This is a genomic window from Candidatus Pantoea carbekii, from assembly GCF_000971765.1.
GTDB classification, from domain to species: domain Bacteria; phylum Pseudomonadota; class Gammaproteobacteria; order Enterobacterales; family Enterobacteriaceae; genus Pantoea_A; species Pantoea_A carbekii.
Genome location: NZ_CP010907.1, coordinates 265,802 through 287,359 on the forward strand (window position 1 = coordinate 265,802; position 21,558 = coordinate 287,359).

The 21,558-nt window shown below is 29.4% G+C and carries 16 protein-coding genes, 2 tRNA genes and 1 pseudogene; 7 read left to right on the forward strand and 12 right to left on the reverse strand.

Annotated features, from left to right (window positions below):
• Window positions 1-387 precede the first annotated feature (387 nt).
• From rplY to folE, 3 genes are all read left to right on the forward strand, one after another.
• Complete coding sequence (gene rplY, locus BMSBPS_RS00930; protein WP_022564551.1) at window positions 388-675, forward strand: 50S ribosomal protein L25; 288 nt, start codon at window positions 388-390, stop codon at window positions 673-675.
• A gap of 365 nt (window positions 676-1,040) precedes the next feature.
• Window positions 1,041-1,114 (forward strand) — tRNA-Pro (locus BMSBPS_RS00935).
• A gap of 273 nt (window positions 1,115-1,387) precedes the next feature.
• A complete protein-coding gene (gene folE / locus BMSBPS_RS00940; protein ID WP_022564552.1) occupies window positions 1,388-2,053 on the forward strand; it encodes a GTP cyclohydrolase I FolE in 666 nt (221 codons plus the stop codon).
• Window positions 2,054-2,309: 256 nt separating this feature from the next.
• Here folE and metG read toward each other — a convergent pair.
• A pseudogene (gene metG, locus BMSBPS_RS00945) lies at window positions 2,310-3,950 on the reverse strand (methionine--tRNA ligase); the annotation flags it as partial.
• Between the two features lie 563 nt (window positions 3,951-4,513).
• On the opposite strand from metG, the gene ahpC reads away from it, so the two are divergent.
• Entirely contained in the window at window positions 4,514-5,077 is a 564-nt protein-coding gene (ahpC, locus tag BMSBPS_RS00950) for an alkyl hydroperoxide reductase subunit C (protein ID WP_022564554.1), read from the forward strand.
• Window positions 5,078-5,301: 224 nt separating this feature from the next.
• Here ahpC and dcd read toward each other — a convergent pair whose 3' ends face one another.
• Window positions 5,302-5,898 (reverse strand): dCTP deaminase, encoded by a 597-nt coding sequence (gene dcd, locus BMSBPS_RS00955; protein WP_022564555.1) that lies wholly within the window; start codon window positions 5,896-5,898, stop codon window positions 5,302-5,304.
• Between the two features lie 564 nt (window positions 5,899-6,462).
• Window positions 6,463-7,425, reverse strand: a complete 963-nt coding sequence (locus tag BMSBPS_RS00960; protein ID WP_022564556.1) for an aldo/keto reductase — start codon at window positions 7,423-7,425, stop codon at window positions 6,463-6,465.
• Between the two features lie 849 nt (window positions 7,426-8,274).
• Here BMSBPS_RS00960 and BMSBPS_RS00965 point away from each other — a divergent pair.
• Window positions 8,275-8,350 (forward strand) — tRNA-Asn (locus tag BMSBPS_RS00965).
• Window positions 8,351-8,612: 262 nt separating this feature from the next.
• Here the strand turns inward: BMSBPS_RS00965 and thiD are convergent.
• Window positions 8,613-9,416, reverse strand: a complete 804-nt coding sequence (gene thiD, locus BMSBPS_RS00970) for a bifunctional hydroxymethylpyrimidine kinase/phosphomethylpyrimidine kinase (RefSeq protein WP_044170010.1) — start codon at window positions 9,414-9,416, stop codon at window positions 8,613-8,615.
• A gap of 1,841 nt (window positions 9,417-11,257) precedes the next feature.
• On the opposite strand from thiD, the gene BMSBPS_RS04790 reads away from it, so the two are divergent.
• Window positions 11,258-11,422, forward strand: coding sequence for a UDP-galactopyranose mutase (locus tag BMSBPS_RS04790; protein WP_158414188.1), 165 nt, complete (start codon window positions 11,258-11,260; stop codon window positions 11,420-11,422).
• Between the two features lie 888 nt (window positions 11,423-12,310).
• The gene (gene gndA, locus BMSBPS_RS00975; RefSeq protein ID WP_046201077.1) at window positions 12,311-13,729 is read left to right on the forward strand and encodes an NADP-dependent phosphogluconate dehydrogenase; all 1,419 of its coding nucleotides are present in this window, start codon (window positions 12,311-12,313) and stop codon (window positions 13,727-13,729) included.
• 120 nt (window positions 13,730-13,849) lie between these two features.
• Here gndA and hisIE read toward each other — a convergent pair whose 3' ends face one another.
• The 8 genes from hisIE to hisG are packed head-to-tail and all read right to left on the reverse strand — an operon-like array spanning window position 13,850 to window position 20,913.
• The gene (gene hisIE / locus BMSBPS_RS00980) at window positions 13,850-14,482 is read right to left on the reverse strand and encodes a bifunctional phosphoribosyl-AMP cyclohydrolase/phosphoribosyl-ATP diphosphatase HisIE (RefSeq protein ID WP_022564560.1); all 633 of its coding nucleotides are present in this window, start codon (window positions 14,480-14,482) and stop codon (window positions 13,850-13,852) included.
• Window positions 14,476-15,252: an imidazole glycerol phosphate synthase subunit HisF gene (gene hisF, locus BMSBPS_RS00985; protein WP_046201078.1), complete on the reverse strand. Its 777-nt coding sequence runs from the start codon at window positions 15,250-15,252 to the stop codon at window positions 14,476-14,478. The genes hisIE and hisF overlap by 7 nt, the downstream gene beginning before the upstream one ends.
• Window positions 15,234-15,971 carry a 1-(5-phosphoribosyl)-5-[(5-phosphoribosylamino)methylideneamino]imidazole-4-carboxamide isomerase gene (hisA, locus tag BMSBPS_RS00990; protein WP_046201079.1) on the reverse strand — a complete coding sequence of 246 codons (738 nt, stop codon included), beginning with the start codon at window positions 15,969-15,971 and terminating at the stop codon, window positions 15,234-15,236. The genes hisF and hisA overlap by 19 nt, the downstream gene beginning before the upstream one ends.
• A complete protein-coding gene (hisH, locus tag BMSBPS_RS00995; RefSeq protein ID WP_046201080.1) occupies window positions 15,971-16,561 on the reverse strand; it encodes an imidazole glycerol phosphate synthase subunit HisH in 591 nt (196 codons plus the stop codon). Before hisH ends, hisA begins: the two co-directional genes overlap by 1 nt.
• Window positions 16,561-17,631: a bifunctional histidinol-phosphatase/imidazoleglycerol-phosphate dehydratase HisB gene (hisB, locus tag BMSBPS_RS01000; protein ID WP_022564564.1), complete on the reverse strand. Its 1,071-nt coding sequence runs from the start codon at window positions 17,629-17,631 to the stop codon at window positions 16,561-16,563. The genes hisH and hisB overlap by 1 nt, the downstream gene beginning before the upstream one ends.
• 11 nt (window positions 17,632-17,642) lie before the next feature.
• On the reverse strand, window positions 17,643-18,704 hold the full coding sequence (gene hisC / locus BMSBPS_RS01005; protein WP_046201081.1) for a histidinol-phosphate transaminase: 1,062 nt from the start codon (window positions 18,702-18,704) through the stop codon (window positions 17,643-17,645).
• 2 nt (window positions 18,705-18,706) lie between these two features.
• Window positions 18,707-19,996 carry a histidinol dehydrogenase gene (hisD, locus tag BMSBPS_RS01010; protein WP_407638115.1) on the reverse strand — a complete coding sequence of 430 codons (1,290 nt, stop codon included), beginning with the start codon at window positions 19,994-19,996 and terminating at the stop codon, window positions 18,707-18,709.
• Window positions 19,997-20,013: 17 nt separating this feature from the next.
• Window positions 20,014-20,913, reverse strand: coding sequence for an ATP phosphoribosyltransferase (gene hisG, locus BMSBPS_RS01015; RefSeq protein WP_022564567.1), 900 nt, complete (start codon window positions 20,911-20,913; stop codon window positions 20,014-20,016).
• Window positions 20,914-21,558: the final 645 nt, after the last annotated feature.

Consider the following 21,558-nt stretch of genomic DNA (forward strand, 5'->3'; position numbering starts at 1 on the left):
AACAGTACGGATATTACACAAAGCAATAAAATTTTTTTTAAATATTTCTTTAAATTTAAAATGAAAATATATATTCATCTTTCATTAAAGAGTAATATATAAAATAAAATGCATATTTGTAATTTAAAAAAATTATAATATATCATACTGTAAAAATAATACTAACTAATAGTATTTATTAAAATAATTTACTACGCATTTTCTGTTAAATTTTATAAAATTTATATATATTAGATAATACAAAATTACTTACTTGTGTATTAATTATTTACTTATCTTACTTATAGCGTTATACTATAATCCTTATTTTTAGATAAATTCAGAAAGTGATATTGATGTATATTATCTCACGATTCTATAAATTTAAAATTCTTAAAGAGATGCTAAATGTTTATTATTAATGCAAAAATACGAACAGAAAATGGTAAAAGTGCAAGTCGGCGTTTGCGATTAAAAAACAAATTTCCAGCTATAATTTACGGAATTAAAGAAACTACTGCACTTTCTATTGAATTGGAGCACGATGTAATTATGAATATGCAAAATCAGAATAATTTTTATAGCGAAGCGCTAAGCATACTGCTCAACGGGAAAGAAATTAAAGTTAAAATTCAAGCTGTTCAACGCCATCCATTCAAGAAAAGATTTTATCATATTGATTTTATTAGAATATAAATTATATTAGTGAAAAATTTTTATAAATTTCCACGTATATCACATTATATAAAAAAATTGTATTATTTATAATTTGTTTACAATTCAATTTGTAAACTTATCATCACAAACTAAAAAAGCGAAATGTACTTAATACAATTTTGATTTATACTTAATATTTAAAATCAAATTCTACATTATATTAATTTTCAATGTTATTTATTTATTTATAATAAAATAACGTTAGCTATAAAATCAAATAAACTTTAATATGATAACCTAATCATAAACTAAACAGTAATAAAATATTTATGAAAAATTTTTTATAAGTAAATAATAATTTTCATTCTTAAGTATATATATTGTATTGATGCAATTTGGATATTCGGCACGTGGCGCAGTTTGGTAGCGCACTGTCATGGGGTGTCAGGGGTCAGAGGTTCAAATCCTCTCGTGCCGACCTAAAAGTTGAATCATGAACTTGTATGAATAAAATAAATGTCAGCATTGCAAATGCGTTATAAAATATAAAACTGATAAGATAAAAAGAATTGCATAATTATTAAGATATCAATAGGTATATTCTAATACAATAAATAGTTTTTACTTCCTAAATTAATAAGTTAATCAAATTCAGTCAGCGATCGAAATATATGCTTGTGATTTTTTCTCTGTATACAAAAAAACATTTACTTAATTGTGATGTATTATTTATTATAAAAACGAGGATAAAATGAGAATTCTAAGTCAAGAAGCACTTATAGTTCATCAAGCCCTATTAAAACATGGTCTAGAAACACCATTCCGCACTGAAGAATATAAAATAGATGAACAATCGCGGCAAAATAAAATTGCTGATCATCTTTCTCAAATTATGAAATTATTAAATTTAGATTTAAAAGATGATAGTTTAATGGAGACACCGTATCGTATTGCTAAAATGTATACAAATGAAATTTTTTCGGGTCTCGACTATATTAATTTTCCAGAAATTACTGTTATCCCAAATAAGATGAAAGTAGATGAAATGGTTACAGTACATGATATTACACTAACTAGTACTTGTGAACATCATTTTGTCATCATTGATGGAAAGGCTACTGTAGCTTATATTCCAAAAGATAAAGTAATCGGTCTATCAAAAATTAATCGTATTGTTCATTTTTTTTCTCAACGACCACAGGTTCAAGAACGTTTAACTCAGCAAATATTAATTGCATTACAAACTTTACTTAATACAAATAATGTAGCAGTTTCCATCGATGCTATTCATTATTGTGTAAAAGCACGCGGGATAAAAGATAGTAATAGTGCTACAACTACTACATCTCTAGGTGGTTTATTTAAAGCTAGCTACAATACTCGTACTGAATTTTTACGTGTAGTACATCAAATATAACAACAATGCATAGGAATTTTATGTTGGGTTAACTGACAACTATAAGAATAATATTAACAAAAATTTTAATTTTACTATCTGAAATTTATTCAAAATAATTTAACTAAACTATAGACTAAAATTTTTTCTAAAATCATGAACATGATTTTTAGAAAATCAATTCTAATTATCTAATTTAATCCTTTTCATAGTAAAACTTTCACTGAAAACAGCAAAAATCATATCAATTTAATTATATTGACTATTTTAATGTATTTTTAGATGACTCTATCATTGCATTAACTGCGGTTTTTTCGATGCGACGATACATTACGTGAAAGGGTTGAATTGTACAATTAAGTAAGGGGTTTATTATATCTTGCCAATTTAGTTCTCTTTGTAGAAAAATTTCTGCACGTCTACTCAAAGACGGTAGTATTGGTTTTAACCAAGTCATCACAATACGAAATAAATTTATACCCATTGAACATACTTCATGTAAATCTACATTTGCTCCTTCTTGTTTTGCTAATATCCATGGTGCTTGTTCATCAATATATCGGTTAGCTATGTCAGCTAACATCATAATTTCACGAATTGCAGAATTAAATTCACAGTTTTCAAAAAAATTACCTATCTTATCAGAAGCTTCTAAAAAAGTCTGGTATAAATTAGGATTAGCTATTTGACTCGCTAATTTTCCAGAAAATTGCCTAGTTATAAAACTAGCGTTACGTGATGCTAGATTTACTACTTTATTCACAATATTAGCATTAATACATTTGATAAAATCTTCTATATTTAAATCAATATCATTAATGGACGTAGAAAGTTTTGATGCATAATAATAACGCAAACTATCGGAATCTAGATATTGCAACCAAGTTCTAGCTTTAATAAATGTTCCTCTTGACTTTGACATTTTTTGACCATTTATTGTCAGATAGCCATGAACAACTAATTTAGTTGGCTTACGAAATTGACTACCTTCTAAAATTGCTGGCCAAAATAAGCTATGAAAATAAATAATATCTTTTCCAATAAAATGATATAATTGAGTGGTAGAATCCTTTTTCCAGAATTCATTAAAATCTATATCAGTATATTTATTACACATATTTTTAAACGACGCTATATAGCCAATAGGTGCATCTAACCAGACATAAAAATATTTATTTGGTGTATTTGGAATTTCAAAACCAAAATAAGGAGCGTCACGTGAGATATCCCACTGTTGTAGACCTGATGTAAACCATTCTTGAAGTTTATTAACAATAGGTTCCTGCAATGCGCCAGATCGTGTCCACTTTTTAAGCATTTTACTGAAAGATGGTAGATCAAAAAAAAGATGTTCTGAAGTACGCAGTTCTGGCATTGCGCCTGAAAGAACTGATTTAGGTTCAATAAGCGCGGTCGATCTGTAAATCGCACCACATACTTCACAATTATCTCCGTATTGATCTACAGCTTTACATTTTGGGCAAGTTCCTTTAATTAAGCGATCAGGCAGAAACATCTTTTGGATTGGATCGTAAAATTGAAAGATAGTACGATTTTTTATAAAACCATTTTTTTTTAAACGTCCATAAATTAATTCAGATAATTGACGATTTTCTTCGCTGTGAGTTGAATGATAGTTATCATAACTTATATTAAAATCAAGCAAGTCAGCTTCGTGTTCTGTTTTTATATTAGTAATCATTTGTTCAGGCGCAATCCCTAATTGTTGTGCTTTGAGCATAATCGGAGTACCATGGGCATCGTCTGCACAAATAAAATAAACCTTATGACCACACAGTCGTTGATAACGAACCCAAATATCAGCTTGAATATGTTCGAGTAAGTGACCAAGGTGAATAGAACCATTTGCATATGGTAATGCACATGTTACTAAAAATTTTTTTATAGCTTTTGTCATATTAAAATAACTTTTCTTAATTAATTAATAATAAATAGAATAGAACTTAATTTTTTCTATTGAATTATTTTTTGATATTGATAATAGTACAATAGGAATATTAGTTGATGTACGACATATATTTAATGCAATATATTTATATATACAGTATAAATAAACCTTAATTTTCTATAAAAATGTTAATTTTTGGTATTAATAATTTATATTATTATCGTTTTATTCGATCAATATATTTATAAAAGTTATTACATCATTGATTTATTCTTATCAACAGTTTTTAGAGAATAACTATACCTCTTACTTTTTGAATTCATTTAGTTTTAGTTTTAGCAGCGGGAAAGGCACACATAATAACACTATAATCTATCTATGCGCTCGTACAAATATAAATAAATATTTTATATTTAATAAAATTACATGTAAGCTAATAGCTCTTTCATGTACAATATAATAAAAATTATATTGATAATATTATATTATTTATTTAATTTTTTCTAACTTTTTAAGTTACAATATCATCTAAATTTACAGTATAAAGTTTCTGCGCAATGGAGATAGAAACTATGTCTATTATTAATACTAAAATTAAACCTTTCAAAAATACAGCATTTAAAAATGGTGAATTCATTGAAATCACTGAAAAAAACGTTGAAGGTAAATGGAGTGTTTTTTTCTTCTATCCAGCTGATTTTACTTTTGTTTGTCCTACTGAACTTAGTGATATGGCTGACCATTATGAAGATTTCCAAAAATTGTCAGTAGAAATTTATTCGGTGTCTACTGATACGCATTTTACGCATAAAGCCTGGCATAATTTTTCTAAAACTATTTCAAAAGTTAGATATGCTATGATTGGAGATCCAAGCGGTACTATGACCCGTAACTTCGAGGTTATGCGGGAAATTGAAGGATTAGCGGAGCGTGCTAGTTTTATAGTTGATCCTCAAGGCATCATTCAAAGTATCGAAATTACTGCTGAAGGCATAGGTCGTAATGCATCTGATTTAATTAGAAAAATAAAAGCTGCTCAGTATATTGCTAAACATCCAATGGAAGTTTGTCCAGCTAAATGGCAAGAAGGTGATATCACTTTAACACCATGCTTAGATTTAGTAGGAAAAATATAAACTAAATTTCAGTTTAACTTAAGATTAGCAAAATTTTTATAGCCTATCTGAATTAGAAATTTAAAATTCGTTCAACAGGCTATTTTATAAGCATTATCATAAAATTATGACATATTTTTCTTTTCTATCAAAATAATACATCATGATTTATTACGACTCGCTCTATCGTAGAATTTATTAATTTTAATATGATAGGCATAAATAACTATTTTAATAATATCGGTTCACTCTTTAAACAAACAATCTCTATCAATACGACTAGCATCTGCACCTTTTTGTTTCTGATATTTTGCATTTTTTCGAAGATTATAAGGGCGTGTTGCTCTTCCTGATAAAGGTTCAAAACTTAATGCTCCAATTAACATTCCCGGACGCAATCCTAAAGGTAATTTACCCGAATTAAAAAATTCCAATACAATATGTCCATGCCAACCTGGATCTATTCGATGTGAAGTAACATGAACCATAAGTCCAAGACGAGCTAACGATGAACGTCCATCTAACCAACCAACTAAATTGTCTGGCATCGTTACAGATTCCAATGTTGCAGATAACACTAATTCCCCCGGATGCAAAAAAAAAGTTTGATTTTTTTTCAAAATGATTTCGTCACTCATCATAAGATCAAGGGCAGCTTTGACTTCATTTTTTGAACAACTTAAATCAATAAACGGTACAGTATGTCCACTAAAAGTGCGAAACTGATTACCAAGACGTACATCAACTGTTACTCCATTAATATGCTCTATATGTGGAGATGGTTCAATAATTAATTCACCATTTTCTAATAAGAGTTCAATATCGTTATCGCATAATCTCATTTTTAGAAATCCATCATTTAAATACTATAAGTAGATATATAATATTAAATTGTATTAGCTTTACTTTATATTAATACAGATTATTAGTTTTAATTTTTAAGATATTTTAAAATTAGGTTTTTGTGTCGCTAAAAAGTTAGCTTTACAAGCTATCTTGTTCTTTTTTTGAAATACATGTATACTGAAAATATATATTCAGTATTAAATGCAACTTAATTATTAAATAATGCTCAAATATCAAAAAAATAATATTTTTTTAATTATTATGAACATTAAATGTACTTATTACTATTATTCAAAATAAATTAAATAAGCAAATTTAAAATAATAGCTTTTTGAAACAATATAATACTATATTTTGTTTATATAGTATTATTAAACACATATAATATTTTCTGTTTGTCTCAATAGGCCGATTTGATTATAAGTAAGAGAAATCAAAAACATTATATTTAAGTCTGATAACTATACTATTAGCATAAAGTGATTTAATCATCGTTTGTTCTAATCTAGAATAGACTAATTTTTGGAAATAAATACTTAGTCGTCAAATTTTTAGATAAGTTATATTTTTGTCATATAATCTATTTTTTCAATATCTTTTTTATTTAACTTTAATTCCATTGCTTTTACAAGTTCATCAATTTGTTGTAATGAAGTAGCACTAACGATTGGTGCAGTAATATTCGGACGAGCAATTAACCAAGCTAATGCGACTTGTGTTTCTGAACAACTATATAGCAATGCTATTTGTTTAAGTAACTCAATAATACGCTTACCGCGCTTATTAAAATATTTTTTAATGACGAACGGGCCACGTTTGCTTTTATTAACATCTTCTAATATTTTATATTTTCCAGTTAAAAAGCCACTTGCTAGTGAATAATAACTGATAACAGCTAATTCGTTTTTTATTGCAACTTGTTCTAATTTACCTTCATATTCGTCACGATCATATAGATTATATTTTGGTTGCAATGTTTTATAACGTGCTAGTCCTTCTTTTTCACTAATATCTAAAGCATTTTGTAAACGTTCTTCTGAATAGTTAGATGCACCAATATTAAGAACTTTGCCTTCTTTTATTAATGAATCAAATACTTGTAATGTGTCTATTAATGGTGTGTCTTTATCATCACGATGAGCTTGGTAAATATCAATTCTGTCAGTTTGTAGGCGACGTAGCGAATCTTCAATTGCTTTTTTTATATAATTTGGTTTTAAATTAGTTTTACCAGTTAAACACTCTATACCAACTTTAGTAGCTAGGACAATATTATCACGCTGACCGCTTTTTTTTAACCATTTTCCAATAATAGTTTCTGATTCACCACCTTTATTACCTATTGCCCAATATGAATAAACATCTGCAGTATCGATAAAAAATAAACCTCTTTCAATTAGAGCATCGAGTAGCGAAAAAGAAGTTTTCTCATCTACTGTCCACCCAAAGATATTACCGCCAAACGTAAGAGGTGGAACCTTAATTCCGGTATTGCCAAGATAACGAAAATTATATTTTTGCATTTTTTCTTTCTACTATTAGCAAATAATAAATTTATTAAAATGTTAATGAACATTATATTCAATATATTTTGAATAATTTAATATATTCTTTTTCTTAATAAGGTAAACATATTTTGAAAAAATTTTTAAATTTAAATACATTAGATACTAGTTACATATTATGTAAAATTTCTTATGTTACACTGGCAAAATATTTATCGAAATATTTCATATTAGTAACAGTGCGAAACTATATAAATGCAATTTTAAAGAAATAAAACTAAAACAGATTTAATTTGACTGAATAGATAACCTTTTATATCATTTTTATGAATTATTTGATTTAATATCAAAAATATATAACAAAAAATTAAGAATTAATAATAATTTCTTTGAGAAAGATTTTAGATACATAATAACGTGAGAATACAGATGTAATCAACTAAAACACATCATTGTTTAAAAATTACTTATCACTAGATTAGTCATATTTCAATTTATCTATAAAGTTATAAAAAATCTACTGTCTCCATAAAGAAACCATTTAACTAACTACTAGTTGATCTTATAAATTAGGTTTTTTAAAATAAAAATATTTATTTAACAATACACATAATTTAAAAAGCATACACAGGCGCATTATATAGTAAGACATAGTATTAAAATCTAAATCTATAAATATTACTTTTAATAAAAGAATGAATTCTTCAACTTTTAAGTATGATTCTTAAAGAGAGCATATATTAAAGGAAGACAATAAAACTAGATCTTAACATGATGTTATTGCTAGAGTATATTACTATCATAATTTTGAAAAATAGCTTTGACAAACTCAATACTAATCGCTACTATGTAGTAAGTTTAAGTAGTTCCTCTGTAGTTCAGTTGGTAGAACGACGGACTGTTAATCCGTATGTCACTGGTTCGAGTCCAGTCAGGGGAGCCATCTTATGAACAGTACTTTGTAAATCGTTTTGATTATCTTTGAAATAAGAGGATTTAATAATTTAAATATACTGATTCAGTAATAGAATATCTATTCTATTACTTTTTTAAATTAGATTTTATTATTTAATGTACTCAAGAGTGTTATTGTAAGTAGATATCTCATAGTCAATACTATTTAATAATGTATAATCATATTTTACAGATTTTTAATTGTCTTAAATTTTTTTATTTATCTTATAGCTAAGAAGCAAATTTAGCATTTACCACCAATTATAAAAATGATGGACTGGTCCAATACCTTTACCTACTTCTAGCAATTCAGCATGTAGTAGAGCTTGTTGTAACCAAACTTTAGCTTCAGCTATAGCAGATATCCATCCATCATGCCGTGGACGCAATGCTGCTATTGCGGCAGATAATGTACATCCAGTGCCATGTGTATGACGTGTATTAACTCGAACTGTACTAAAGCGCTTTTGATCATTTCGAGTAATTAGCCAATCCGGGCTTTCTTTTGCATTGTTAAGATGTCCTCCCTTGATGAGTACTGCTTTACAACCTAGATTAAGTAATGATTTCCCCTGTAGTAACATATCTGTTTCAGATTCAGCTACTGAATCTTCTAATAATAAAGCAGCTTCCAATAGATTCGGCGTAATTAATGATACTTTAGGCAATAGTAACTGTCGTATACTACCTATTGTATCTAGAGATAATAGCGGATCACCACTTTTAGCTATCATGACCGTATCTAGAACTATAAAAGGAACATGAGTGTGAGTTAAGCATTCTGCTATTACTTCAACAATATTAGATTTTGCTAACATACCTATCTTTAGTGTATCAATTCGGACATCATCTAGAACAGATTTCAGTTGTTTTTTAACGAAATTAGGTTCAATATAGTATATACATTGTACACCACAGGTATTTTGTGCTACCAATGTAGTAATTACACTAGTACCATATGCTCCTAATGCTGAAAATGTTTTAAGATCAGCTTGAATTCCTGCACCGCCAGTAGGATCGGTACCTGCAATAGTTAATGCATTTATATATTTTATCTTAATACTCCCATGTTTTACATATTCATGTAAAAATTCTCTTGCTTTTTCAAATACATTAGAATTATATTGATAAGAATTTACAATAAACTATTTTTGTATATTATATTTTATTGATATATAATTAGTTTTATATTGTCAATATTATTATATAATGATTAATGTGTCATCTAAAACTTGTAATTATATCAATTATGAAAAAATATAGTTAATAACTTACTGCTTATTAATTTTATTTTAAATAGTGATTATAAATTGTACTAAATGTAAATCTATACTATACGATATATACAAAGTTACCAATTAAAAATTAAATTCGTAATGCGATAGGTTTTTTCAAATTTTTCATAACAATAACTTTTACTATTGACATTCTAAAAGAATAACCTATGCCTATTTTAATAAAGAGCAGAATACGAATATATCGGATCGTATACATGTTAGTATTTTTAGAACAACAGCAAAATATTATAGTCCTAGATAATTTTCACAATTTTTCTTAGAAAACTATTAATCGTACTGAAAAATTAAGCGGTAAAAAATACTCTTGTATAAAGATATCTGAGATAGCGCTCCGTTACATGATACATTTATTTCAAATCAAATTTTTTCTGTAATTTCTTTTCTGCATTTAAAAGTGTGAAAGAATTAAATCGCATTCCATTAGAATACTATGATTATAATCATATTGTAAAAAATAAAAAAATTGGTTTATTGAATTTAATTTTTAGTTCATTAGATACTGAGTATAGAGAGCTCTCATGCTTTAATTATATATCTCGGAACAGATTCTTAGTGTGTGAACAATTAATTTACATATTATATGTAAACTAATTATTGAATTTTTGTGTATAAATTTACTTTAGCAAAACAGAATTTTAAGGTTAGTGTATTACGTTATTTTAAATTCTATTAGCAATACAGGAATCTAATAAAATCGGTAAGAATACAAATAAAGTCTCTAGTGATTTATTGCCATATATTACTTAGGTAGAAACTGGACTAATTAGAAACATAGGTATTTTAACATTTGACCACACGTCAGACAGTAATGCACAGCATGATTATATTTATATGATTGATTTAGAATAAGTTAATTTAAAAGCATCAAAATATCTTTCAAATATTAAAGGTTATAAAGGCTATAATTTTAGTAGTTGTAAAATTTTTTAGTTTTAAAGATTATTAAAAATTTTGAAAAAAATATCAGAAAAAAATAGATTTTGAATTTAAACTTTGTCGAAATAGTGACTTGTCTGTATTGTACGCCCAATACATACTATGTTAGTAAATAATGAACTCAATTGGCATGCAATAAGCAATATCGATAAGATGATAAGTAAATGAATAGAAAAAGCGGTTAAAAAACTTATATACTTAATTAAGAAAGTTACATACATTTCAGTATGGTATTCGTATTAATTGAAAAATTTTTGTTCATTCTCGGTTTTTCGATTCTATTATTGCACGTGAATAATTAGCAAATCAAACCTAGATTGTCAAGGTTATTAATAAACTTTATAATCCATATAAGTAAAAAGTATTATGCTAAAAAAACAATGGTAAAAATGAAATGGTTCACGCATATGTACTCTATATTTTCATTGAGATTTTATATACATAATGCAGAGATATACAATTAAATTTTAAACGCATTATAATAAAACCATATATTAATTGTGTTAAAGTCATTCAATCAAGTTTTTTCCTTCCTAATTAATTTACATACTATCAAGCAATTTTTAGAAAAAAATACTGACGAAATAAGAAAAAAATTTATTAAATCCAAAAGTAATCAAAGTATGATTTTCCAACAGATTTTGAAGAACAAGATTTATATTATGTTCATAAGGATCCTTATTCCGGCTTTTTGCAAAAAATACATTACTAAACACTGGAACATGGATCTAATAAAATTTCCAATAGATTTTCTCAGAACATTGTCTACGCATTTTAATAATAATTATGACTATTTCAATCATAGATATCAAGGTATTCCTAAATAAGGGCATGATAAAATAATGCAATCTATTTTCGATCATAAAAATATTAAGATTATTTAATACAAAATTCAATAAATAAAAAAAGAAATATCACCATTTTTTATCTCAGTGCATTAGACTAATATTTTAATTATGAATTACTTTAGTTAAAGTATACGACATTTAAAATTTAAAAAGTTTGTTGTACATAAAGATTACAAAAATGTACGATTATGAATTATTGTAAAACAACTATTCCTTTTATACCAATAACCAACATAATTATATTACACCATGCTAAAAATATTCTTGCTTAATTTGATCGTAAATATAACAAACGCTGCACAAAATGATTTGCCATTATTATTTTATTCGAAAAATTAATGAAATATCTTGATTAAATTAATCTATTTGTAAAGCTAGCAAAGATAAAAATATTGCATTTGTAGTGATTAGAAGATATCGCTACATTAATGGATATGACAATAGTGAAGCTCTTATGATAACACGCTATTTTTTTGAATTCCTGAGTATGCAACAACAATGCCGATATGTGTAGTAAATGCAATACATATATAATGCTGTATGTTAATTTATTAAATATATATTTAAAATATTAACATTAAATAAACAATCTTTCATTCTTTTTAACATTTTCATAAACACAACAACATATAAATTTATTATCATAAATTTGTTTTTATTTTTTTTAAATAAATTTAAACTTAAATTATCATCTTGTGTATATGAAAATTATAAAATAATCAGTTTAACTTTAAAATCGAAAATTTTTAAAAACCAATTGTATTAAATGCAATTTATTACTGTTATTTTAATGAAATTCAATATGATACAATGTATAATTTAGATTATGTATAATAATAGCACTTGTTATATTTATAGGGACTAAAAATGTCTAAGCAACAAATCGGTGTGATAGGTATGGCAGTAATGGGTCGTAATTTAGCTCTTAATATTGAAAGTCGAGGCTATGCAGTTTCTATTTTTAATCGTTCTCGCAAAAAAACCGACGAAATTATTGATCAAAATCGATATAAAAAACTTATTCCTTATTATTCTATCAAAGAATTTGTCAGTTCATTGGAAAGACCTCGTTGTATTTTATTAATGGTTCAAGCAGGTGATGCAACAGATAATCTTATAACTTCGCTTATCCCATATCTTAATAAAAATGATATTTTAATTGATGGTGGCAATAGCTTCTATAAAGACACTATTCGTCGCAGTAAAGATATCTGCAAACAAGGTTTTAACTTCATTGGCGCTGGTATATCAGGGGGGGAAGAAGGAGCAATGAAAGGCCCTTCTATTATGCCAGGTGGTACAAAAGAATCTTATGAACTAGTTGCAGTAATTTTTAATAAAATTGCTGCTCGAGCAGATAATGGAGAAGCTTGTGTTACCTATATAGGTCCAGATGGTGCTGGTCATTACGTAAAAATGGTCCATAATGGTATTGAATATAGCGATATGCAGCTTATTTCAGAAGTATATTCTCTACTCAAGAGTGCACTTGGTTTAAAAAATATGGAATTAGCACAAATTTTTAGTGATTGGAATAATGGCGAATTAAATAGTTATTTAATTGATATTACTAAAAATATCTTTTTAAAAAAAGATGAAAACGGCAAACATTTAATTGATGTGATTTTAGATAAAGCAGCAGAGAAAGGTACAGGCAAATGGGCTAGTCACAATGCTCTTGAGCTTGGGGAACCACTGTCAATTATTACTGAATCTGTATTTGCTCGTTATCTTTCCTGTTTAAAATCTCAGCGTGTAATTGCATCTAAATTATTCATTGGTCCAGATCACAATAAAATTCTAATAAGTAATAAAGAGGAATTCATTGAAAAAATACGTCGTGCATTATATCTAAGTAAAATTTTGTCTTATGCGCAGGGATTTTCTCAATTGCGTGCCGCTTCAAAATACTATAATTGGAATTTGAATTATGCTAATATTGCAAAAATTTTCCGTGCTGGTTGTATTATTCGAGCACAATTTTTGCAAAAAATTACAGATACTTATATAGAAGATTGTAATATACCTAATTTACTACTAGGCAATTATTTTAAAAATATCGCTAATCAATACCAGCAATCATTACGTGAAATAGTAGCATATGCAGTACAAATTGGTATTCCAATGCCAACCTTTTCTGCATCAATTGCCTATTACGATAGTTATCGCTCAGCATTTTTACCAGCTAATCTGATTCAAGCTCAACGTGACTATTTTGGCGCACACACTTATAGACGCACTGACAAAGAAGGGATATTCCATACGGAATGGCTGAATTGTTCATAAAATGAATTGATTTAAGCCTCTTAACAGAGGCTTGTGATAATTTCCCAATCAATAAGGAATAAGGAAAGACACAAATTATTTTAATATGACAGTATCTTAAATACTTAATTTTTCTGGTAATTATTTATAATCATATGTGGAAGCATTATGGCGCATTAATAAATTATCTATAATAGAGCTAAAATCGACTTCTCGAGATTGAAGTAATACAAGAAGATGATACATTAGATCAGAAGCTTCGTCAATTAATTCTCGACGATCATTAGTCATAGCAGCCAATGCGGTTTCTATACCCTCTTCACCTACTTTTTGTGCAATACGTTTGATACCACTGGCATATAACTTGGTAGTATATGAACTTTCTTTATCAAAATTTTTACGTTTAGCTATTAAGAGTTCGAGTTGATATAAAAAGGTCCATTTAGGTGCAACAGTAGAAAAACAGCTTGATAACCCAAGGTGACAAGTCGGTCCGACAGGATTTGTCAATATTAATAATGTGTCATAATCACAATCTGGACTCACACTAACTATCTCAAGAAAATGAGATGAAATTTCACCTTTAGTCCAAAGACGATTCTTTGTGCGCGAAAAAAAAGTAACATAACCTTCTTGTAAAGTTTTTTGCAGTGCATCTTTATTCATATAACCATGCATTAATACTTCACCTGAAATGTTATTCTGGATAATTACAGGCATCATACCCGATGTTTTGTCCCAATCTAATTTATCAAGTTGTTCTTCAGTTAACACCTGCGAATCTCCACACCATTTTCCAATAGAAAATTTTTCAAATTTCTAATAGAAATAATCTTTTTATGAAATACCGAAGCAGCTAGAGTCCCGTCCACGTTTGCTTGCTCAAAAGCATCTAAAAAATGCTGTAAAGAACCAGCTCCGCCAGAAGCAATAAGAGGCACTGTACATACTTCTCTCACTTTCTTTAACTGTACTAAATCATAGCCTTTACAAACACCATCTTGATTCATCATATTCAATACAATTTCACCTGCCCCTAATTTTTGTACTTCCTGAACCCAATTAAGTGTTGTCCAGTTAGTTACTTGAGTACGCAATTCATCTCCAGTATACTGATTAACATGATATTCACCTGTTTTTTTTTCATACCAAGTATCAATGCTAACCACGATACACTGTACACCAAATCGGTCTGCTAAACGAGTAATTAATGTAGGGTTCGATAAGGCTGGTGAATTAATAGAGATTTTATCAGCACCAAATTGTAATATACGAGCAGCATCTTTTTCATTATTAATTCCACCTGCTACACAGAAAGGAATATCGATTGTTTTAGCTATTTTTTCTATCCAATGATTATCTACTAATCTTTCTTCAGAAGAGGCAGTAATATCGTAAAATACTAGCTCATCTGCACCTTGTTCTACATAATATTGAGCTAATGGAAGAATATCTCCCATAATTTTGTGATTGCGAAATTGTATTCCTTTAACAACTTGTTGATTACGCACATCGAGACAAGGAATTATCCGTTTTGCCAACATGAAATTGCCTCCGAAATCGTAAATCTGTTTTCTAATAAAGCACGTCCGATAATTACACTTTGCGCACCACTACTGCGCAGCGCAAGTATATCATTTAGCGAGCCAATTCCACCAGAAGATTGAAATGCAATACTTGGAAACATTTCGGATATTTCTTTATATAATAATATATTAGCACCATTCAATGTACCATCACAAGAGATGTCTGTACATAAAACGTGTCTAAGACCTATAGTGCGATACCAGTTTATCACCTGCTCTAGTTCTACATCGACCGTTTCTTTCCAACCACTAATTGCTATTTTTTTATGATTTTTTATGTCAGTGCGTACATCTATTGCTAAAACAATAGCATCTGTACCAAACTCATGAAACCAATTTTTGACTTCTTCTGGATTTTTTATAGCAGCAGATCCTACTACAACACGAGAAACCCCTATGTCTAATAATGATGCAACATCATCACGATTACGAATGCCACCTCCAACCTGAACTTGTATATTAATGTTACGTAGCAGGTTTTCAAATAAAGTAATTTGACGTTTCTGAGGAGATTCAGCACCAGTTAAGTCTACCAAATGTATTAATTCGGCGCCTTGGTTTATATAATATTGTAAAAATTCTAATGAATTATCACCATAATTAAATTGCTGATTATAATCGCCTTGGTGAAGACGTACTACTTTACCTTCAATTATATCTAAAGCTGGAATAATCATTATATCTCCAGAAAATTTTTTAAAAGCTGTGCACCCGCTTTACCAGAACGCTCTGGGTGAAACTGTACTCCAAAAAAATTATCATACTCTATGGCCGCAGAAAAGGGTAATGAATAGTTACATTGAGCAATAGTACTAATATTAATACACATCGCATAACTGTGAACAAAATAGAAATAACTATCATTAGAGATGTTTTGGAATAAGCAATGTCCGCTCTTTATAGTAAGTTGATTCCAACCCATATGCGGCAATGGCAATCCAGATGTATTCATTAAGGTAACTGGCTCATTAATAATTCCAAGAGTCGAAACACCGCCGTTTTCATCACTACTGCGACCAAGAAGTTGCATACCTAGACAAATGCCTAACACAGGCTTAGTATAATTCTTTATTAAATCTATTAAATTGTGTTTTTTGAGATGTTTCATTACAGTTCGTGCAGCACCTACACCTGGTAAAAAAAGTTTATCGGCTTGCATGACTATATCTGGATTGAAACTTATATGCGGTGTATAGCCCAAACGTTTAATTGCCCATTTGATCGATGAAAGATTGCCACATTCAGTATCAAGAATTACTACTTTCATTACAAAATTCCCTTAGAGCTAGGTATTACACTGCTGTCAATATGAATTGCTTGTCGCAATGTTCGACCAAAAGCTTTAAATAAACTTTCCACACGATGATGATCATTAAGACCTTTAGTTTTTAAGTGCAAAGTACTCATCATAGCGCAGGAAACCGAACGAAAGAAGTGTTCTACCATTTCTGTACTTAAATCGCCAACTCGCTGATAATTAAACTTCGCTTTATATTTGAAATATGGGCGACCACAGATATCTAAAACACAACGTGCTATACATTCATCCATTGGTAATACAAAACCAAATCTATTAATTCCTAATTTATCTCCTAATGCTTTTAAGAGAGCTGTACCTAAAGCTAAACCGGTATCTTCTACAGTGTGATGATCATCGATATAAAGATCACCTGTGACCTTAATATTCATACGAAAACCACCGTGTATTACAATTTGATGAAGCATATGATCAAAAAAACCAATACCAGTACTAATATTGCTACTTCCCTCAGAATCTAGCCAAATTTCGACTGTAATCTGTGTTTCTTTAGTTTTTCGATTTACTAGAGCATAACGATTATTTTTAGTTAAGCGTATCTGTATTGTATTCCAATTTTCCCCTTTTTGACCACCATATGATATTCCTTGAATACCCATATTTTCCGCTAACTGCATATCCGTGATACGATCTCCAATGACATAGCTATTTGATTTATCTAATACACCTTCGGTTAACCATGATTTAACCATTTGAGTTTTTGGTTTACGACAATTGCAACCATCTTCTGGTTTATGAGGACATATTAATATATCTGTAAAATACACACCTTGCGAAGTCAAAATTTGAATCATGAAATTGTGTGTATTATCAAAATCAGCCTTTGGAAAGCTATCAGTACCTAATCCATCTTGATTAGTAATGAGTACCAATTCATAACCAGCTTTTTGTAATGCCAGCAGTGCAGGAATAACATTTTTTTCAAATGCTAGCTTTTCTATGCGATCTACTTGAAAGTTCTCTTTTGGCTCAGATATTATAGTACCATCTCTATCGATAAATAGTATTTTTTGACTCATACGAACTTCACTTATAAGACCTGTAAGGCAGTAATCACATGCTCACATTCTTGGCGTGTGCCAATAGAAATGCGTAAGCATCCAGAAAGACCAGGGTTGTTATTTTGGTCTCGTAATATAATACCTTGATTCCATAATGCGTTAAATATCTTTATGGAATCGATGAAACGCACTAAAATATAATTTGTCTTACTGGGAAATACTTTTTCTATACATGCAAGCTGATTAAGCTTCTCACAAAAAAAATCCCTAGTATTATTTAATTCAATAACATGTTTTTTCATTAGTTTAATTCCATAATCACTTAATGCTTGACACGCTAAATCAGCTATTGGTGTTGCTAATGGATAAGGTGTAATTACCTTCAGTAACAAATCGATTACTGGTTTATTTGCTAATGTAAAACCACAACGTAAACCCGCTAAAGCAAAAGCTTTTGATAATGTGCGTAGTATTACTAAATTTGGGTATGTTTGAAGACAACCAGTTATTGTTGATTCTGGACAGAATTCAATATATGCTTCGTCTACTACAACCAATGCTGTATTAGCTGTTATTTCTAATAGTATGCGAAGATCATTTGGATTAATAAGATTACCAGTTGGATTATTAGGATTACAAAGATATATTATTTTTACATCTTTCAGCAATTTAGTAATTTCCGGTAAATTTAATTGCCAATGAGACAACGAGGGTACTGTACGATATTCAATACCTATAGTTTCAGCACTGACACTATACATCCCATAAGTTGGTGGACAAATTAAAATAGCATCTTTTCCAGGCTCGCAAAAAGTACGCATTAATAATTCAATGCCTTCATCCGCGCCTCGAGTGACGAGTACCTGATCTGATGATAAAGCAGCGTAACGAGCATAGCGCTCTATGACTAGTTTTGGTTGACATTCTGGATATCGATTAAACGTTGTTTGTAAAATTGTAAATGGTACTGGTAATGGATATTCATTAGCGTTTAACCATACATTTCCTTTACCACCAATCCGACGGGCTGATTGATACGGTTTTAATAAACGTACGTTCACACGGGCTAAATCTTCAATATTGAAACTCATTTTTAGTCCTTGAGTGCAGCAACACGTAAAGTAACAGCATTTTTATGAGCTTCTAACTTTTCAGCTGTCGCTAAAATTTCAATTGTTGACGCAAGATTAAGAAAACCCTTAGGTGTTAATTCCTGCACGGTCATCCGCTTTTGAAAATCCGCTAAACCCAAACTTGAATACATCTTAGAATAACCGTAAGTAGGGAGTACATGATTAGTGCCAGAAGCGTAATCACCAGCAGATTCCAGAGACCACTCGCCAAGAAAAATGGAACCAGCATTATTAATATAATTTAATAAATGATGTGGTTGATCTGTTTGAATCATCAAATGTTCTGGACCATAATTATTAGAGATTTCTATACACTGTTTTAAATCTTGCATTACAATTAAATAACTATTTTTTAATGATTTTCGTATAATGGTAGTACATTTTAACTGTGCCAATTGTTTTTTAATTTCAGCATGTACATTTTCAGCTAATTTTAATGATGGAGTTAATAGCATTACTTGTGAATCTGGTCCATGTTCTGCTTGTGATAATAAATCGGCTGCGATAAATATTGGGTTTGCATATTCATCAGCAATAACTAATAGTTCAGACGGACCAGCAGGAATATCAGTTGCTACACCTGTGAAGTGTTGACTTACCTGACGCTTAGCTTCAGTCACATACACGTTACCTGGTCCAAAAATTTTATCTACTTTTAATATACTCTCAGTACCAAATGAAAGAGCAGCTATTGCTTGTGCACCTCCAACAGAAAATACTTCTGTTACATTACATAATAGGGCTGCAGATAAAATCTCATCAGGGATCGGCGGTGGCGAGCATAAAACTAAACGACTACATCCAGCGATATTAGCGGGAATAGCAAGCATGAACACTGTAGAAAATAATGGAGCCAAACCACCAGGGATATATAGACCAACTGATTTTATTGGACGAGTAATCTGTTGGCAACATACACCAGGTTGAGTTTCTAGTTTAAGAGGAATAAGTTTCTGGGCACGATGAAAAGTTTCAATATTTGTAAAAGCTACTTTCATCGCCTGTTTTACTTTTTTATCGACACGATTACTAGCTTCTTCCATTTCCACTCGAGAAACACGTAATTTTTCTATATATATTTGATCATAATTTACATTAAATTCACGAAGCGCAATGTCACCGTTTTCTTTTACTTTGATAAGTATATCATGTACAATTTGGCTAATTTTTTGACAGTAAGAAATCGTTGGACGTTTTAATAATGCATCCTTTTCTTCTTTACTACATTTCTGCCATTTAATTATGGGCATCATTATACTCAATTGTATTACTCCAACATTTTTTCAATAGGTAGAACGAGAATTGAGCTCGCCCCTAAAATCTTTAATTCTTCCATAGTTTCCCAAAATAATGTTTCACTACTCACCATATGCACTGCGACACGATTTACTTCACCAGCTAATGGTAATACTGTAGGATGCTCGGCGCCGGGTAGTAAAGTAATAACCTGTTCTAAACAATTTTTATTGATATGTAACATAATATATTTAGATTCACACGCTTTAATAACCCCTTGAATTCGCATCATTATTTTCTTAATCAGTTCTTTTTTATGAATTGATAGTTCTCCAGCGCGTTGAACTAATACTGCTTTAGAATAATAAATAACTTCTACTTCCCGTAGGCCATTAGCTTCCAATGTAGCACCTGTAGACACCAAATCGCAGATAGCATCAGATAAACCAGCACGTGGTGCTACTTCTACCGAACCATTTAACAAACATGATTTAAATTTAACAGATTCTTTATCAAGATATTTTTTTAGTAAATGTGGGTAAGAAGTAGCAATACAAGCTCCATTAAGACATTGTATGTTATCGTATTTTTGATCTGCTGGTATAGCTAGAGATAAACGACAGCTGCCAAATTCAAGACGCCGTAAGATCAAATAATGCGGATTTTCACCCTGTGCACGACGCGTGAGAAGCTCTTCTTCTAATACATTTTCGCCTGCAATTCCGATATCTACCATACCATCCATTACTAAACCGGGAATATCATCGTCACGCACGCGAAGAACGTCGATAGGCATATTCTCCGCAAATGCAATTAATCGCTGTTGTTGAAGATTGATTTTGATACCACAACGTTTAAGTAATTCGCTGGACTCATTACTTAAACGACCTGATTTTTGCATGGCTATGCGTAACCGATTATTATCTAACATGATTCCTATCCTCTTCATTTTATTCTTTTATGACTTCTTTCGTCCAACAGAATCCCATAAAAAACCCCCAGAAGAAAATCTTCCGAGGGTTTTTTATTATAGTTACAGCGTATAGAAAATACTAAAAATGTCTTTCAAGATGCCTATTTTTAAGCGCAGTTTAGGATAGTGAATAGAGCAATAAATATAAGATATGGTATATCAAAATTTTATATTTAAATCAATAGTTATCTGTTTTATGATTAACTTAACGAATATAAAATAGTTTCACTACCTTTTTTTAACGGAAGACTTTAAAAATATTCTGAAAAAATTCGATATTTTTAAAACAGAACTTTCTTAAATTGTATTAAGAGCATTCTGTTTTATATATAGTAAAAATATCACTTATGATTGAATGATTTAAGATAATAAAAGTAGAGAATAGATAAAAAATATTAAAATACAAAACGTTATTGAAATATCTTTGAGTATTTAGTAAAGATATATTCCCTAATTTCTATTGTACTATTTATATCATGTAACATCAAATATTTTCTACTTAAATTAGATCACTAAAAGTAAATATCTTTATCTATATGATATCAAATAAAAATTTAAATATTAAATTTTAAAATATTTATTTTTAATATTTAATACATCTTT

Coding starts and splice junctions, on each gene's coding strand:
- rplY (WP_022564551.1), top strand. CDS start 388: ATGTTTATTATTAATGCAAAAATACGAACAGAAAATGGTAAAAGTGCA.
- folE (WP_022564552.1), top strand. CDS start 1,388: ATGAGAATTCTAAGTCAAGAAGCACTTATAGTTCATCAAGCCCTATTA.
- ahpC (WP_022564554.1), top strand. CDS start 4,514: ATGTCTATTATTAATACTAAAATTAAACCTTTCAAAAATACAGCATTT.
- dcd (WP_022564555.1), bottom strand. CDS start 5,898: ATGAGATTATGCGATAACGATATTGAACTCTTATTAGAAAATGGTGAA.
- BMSBPS_RS00960 (WP_022564556.1), bottom strand. CDS start 7,425: ATGCAAAAATATAATTTTCGTTATCTTGGCAATACCGGAATTAAGGTT.
- BMSBPS_RS04790 (WP_158414188.1), top strand. CDS start 11,258: ATGTTCATAAGGATCCTTATTCCGGCTTTTTGCAAAAAATACATTACT.
- gndA (WP_046201077.1), top strand. CDS start 12,311: ATGTCTAAGCAACAAATCGGTGTGATAGGTATGGCAGTAATGGGTCGT.
- hisF (WP_046201078.1), bottom strand. CDS start 15,252: ATGTTGGCAAAACGGATAATTCCTTGTCTCGATGTGCGTAATCAACAA.
- hisA (WP_046201079.1), bottom strand. CDS start 15,971: ATGATTATTCCAGCTTTAGATATAATTGAAGGTAAAGTAGTACGTCTT.
- hisH (WP_046201080.1), bottom strand. CDS start 16,561: ATGAAAGTAGTAATTCTTGATACTGAATGTGGCAATCTTTCATCGATC.
- hisB (WP_022564564.1), bottom strand. CDS start 17,631: ATGAGTCAAAAAATACTATTTATCGATAGAGATGGTACTATAATATCT.
- hisC (WP_046201081.1), bottom strand. CDS start 18,704: ATGAGTTTCAATATTGAAGATTTAGCCCGTGTGAACGTACGTTTATTA.
- hisD (WP_407638115.1), bottom strand. CDS start 19,996: ATGCCCATAATTAAATGGCAGAAATGTAGTAAAGAAGAAAAGGATGCA.
- hisG (WP_022564567.1), bottom strand. CDS start 20,913: ATGTTAGATAATAATCGGTTACGCATAGCCATGCAAAAATCAGGTCGT.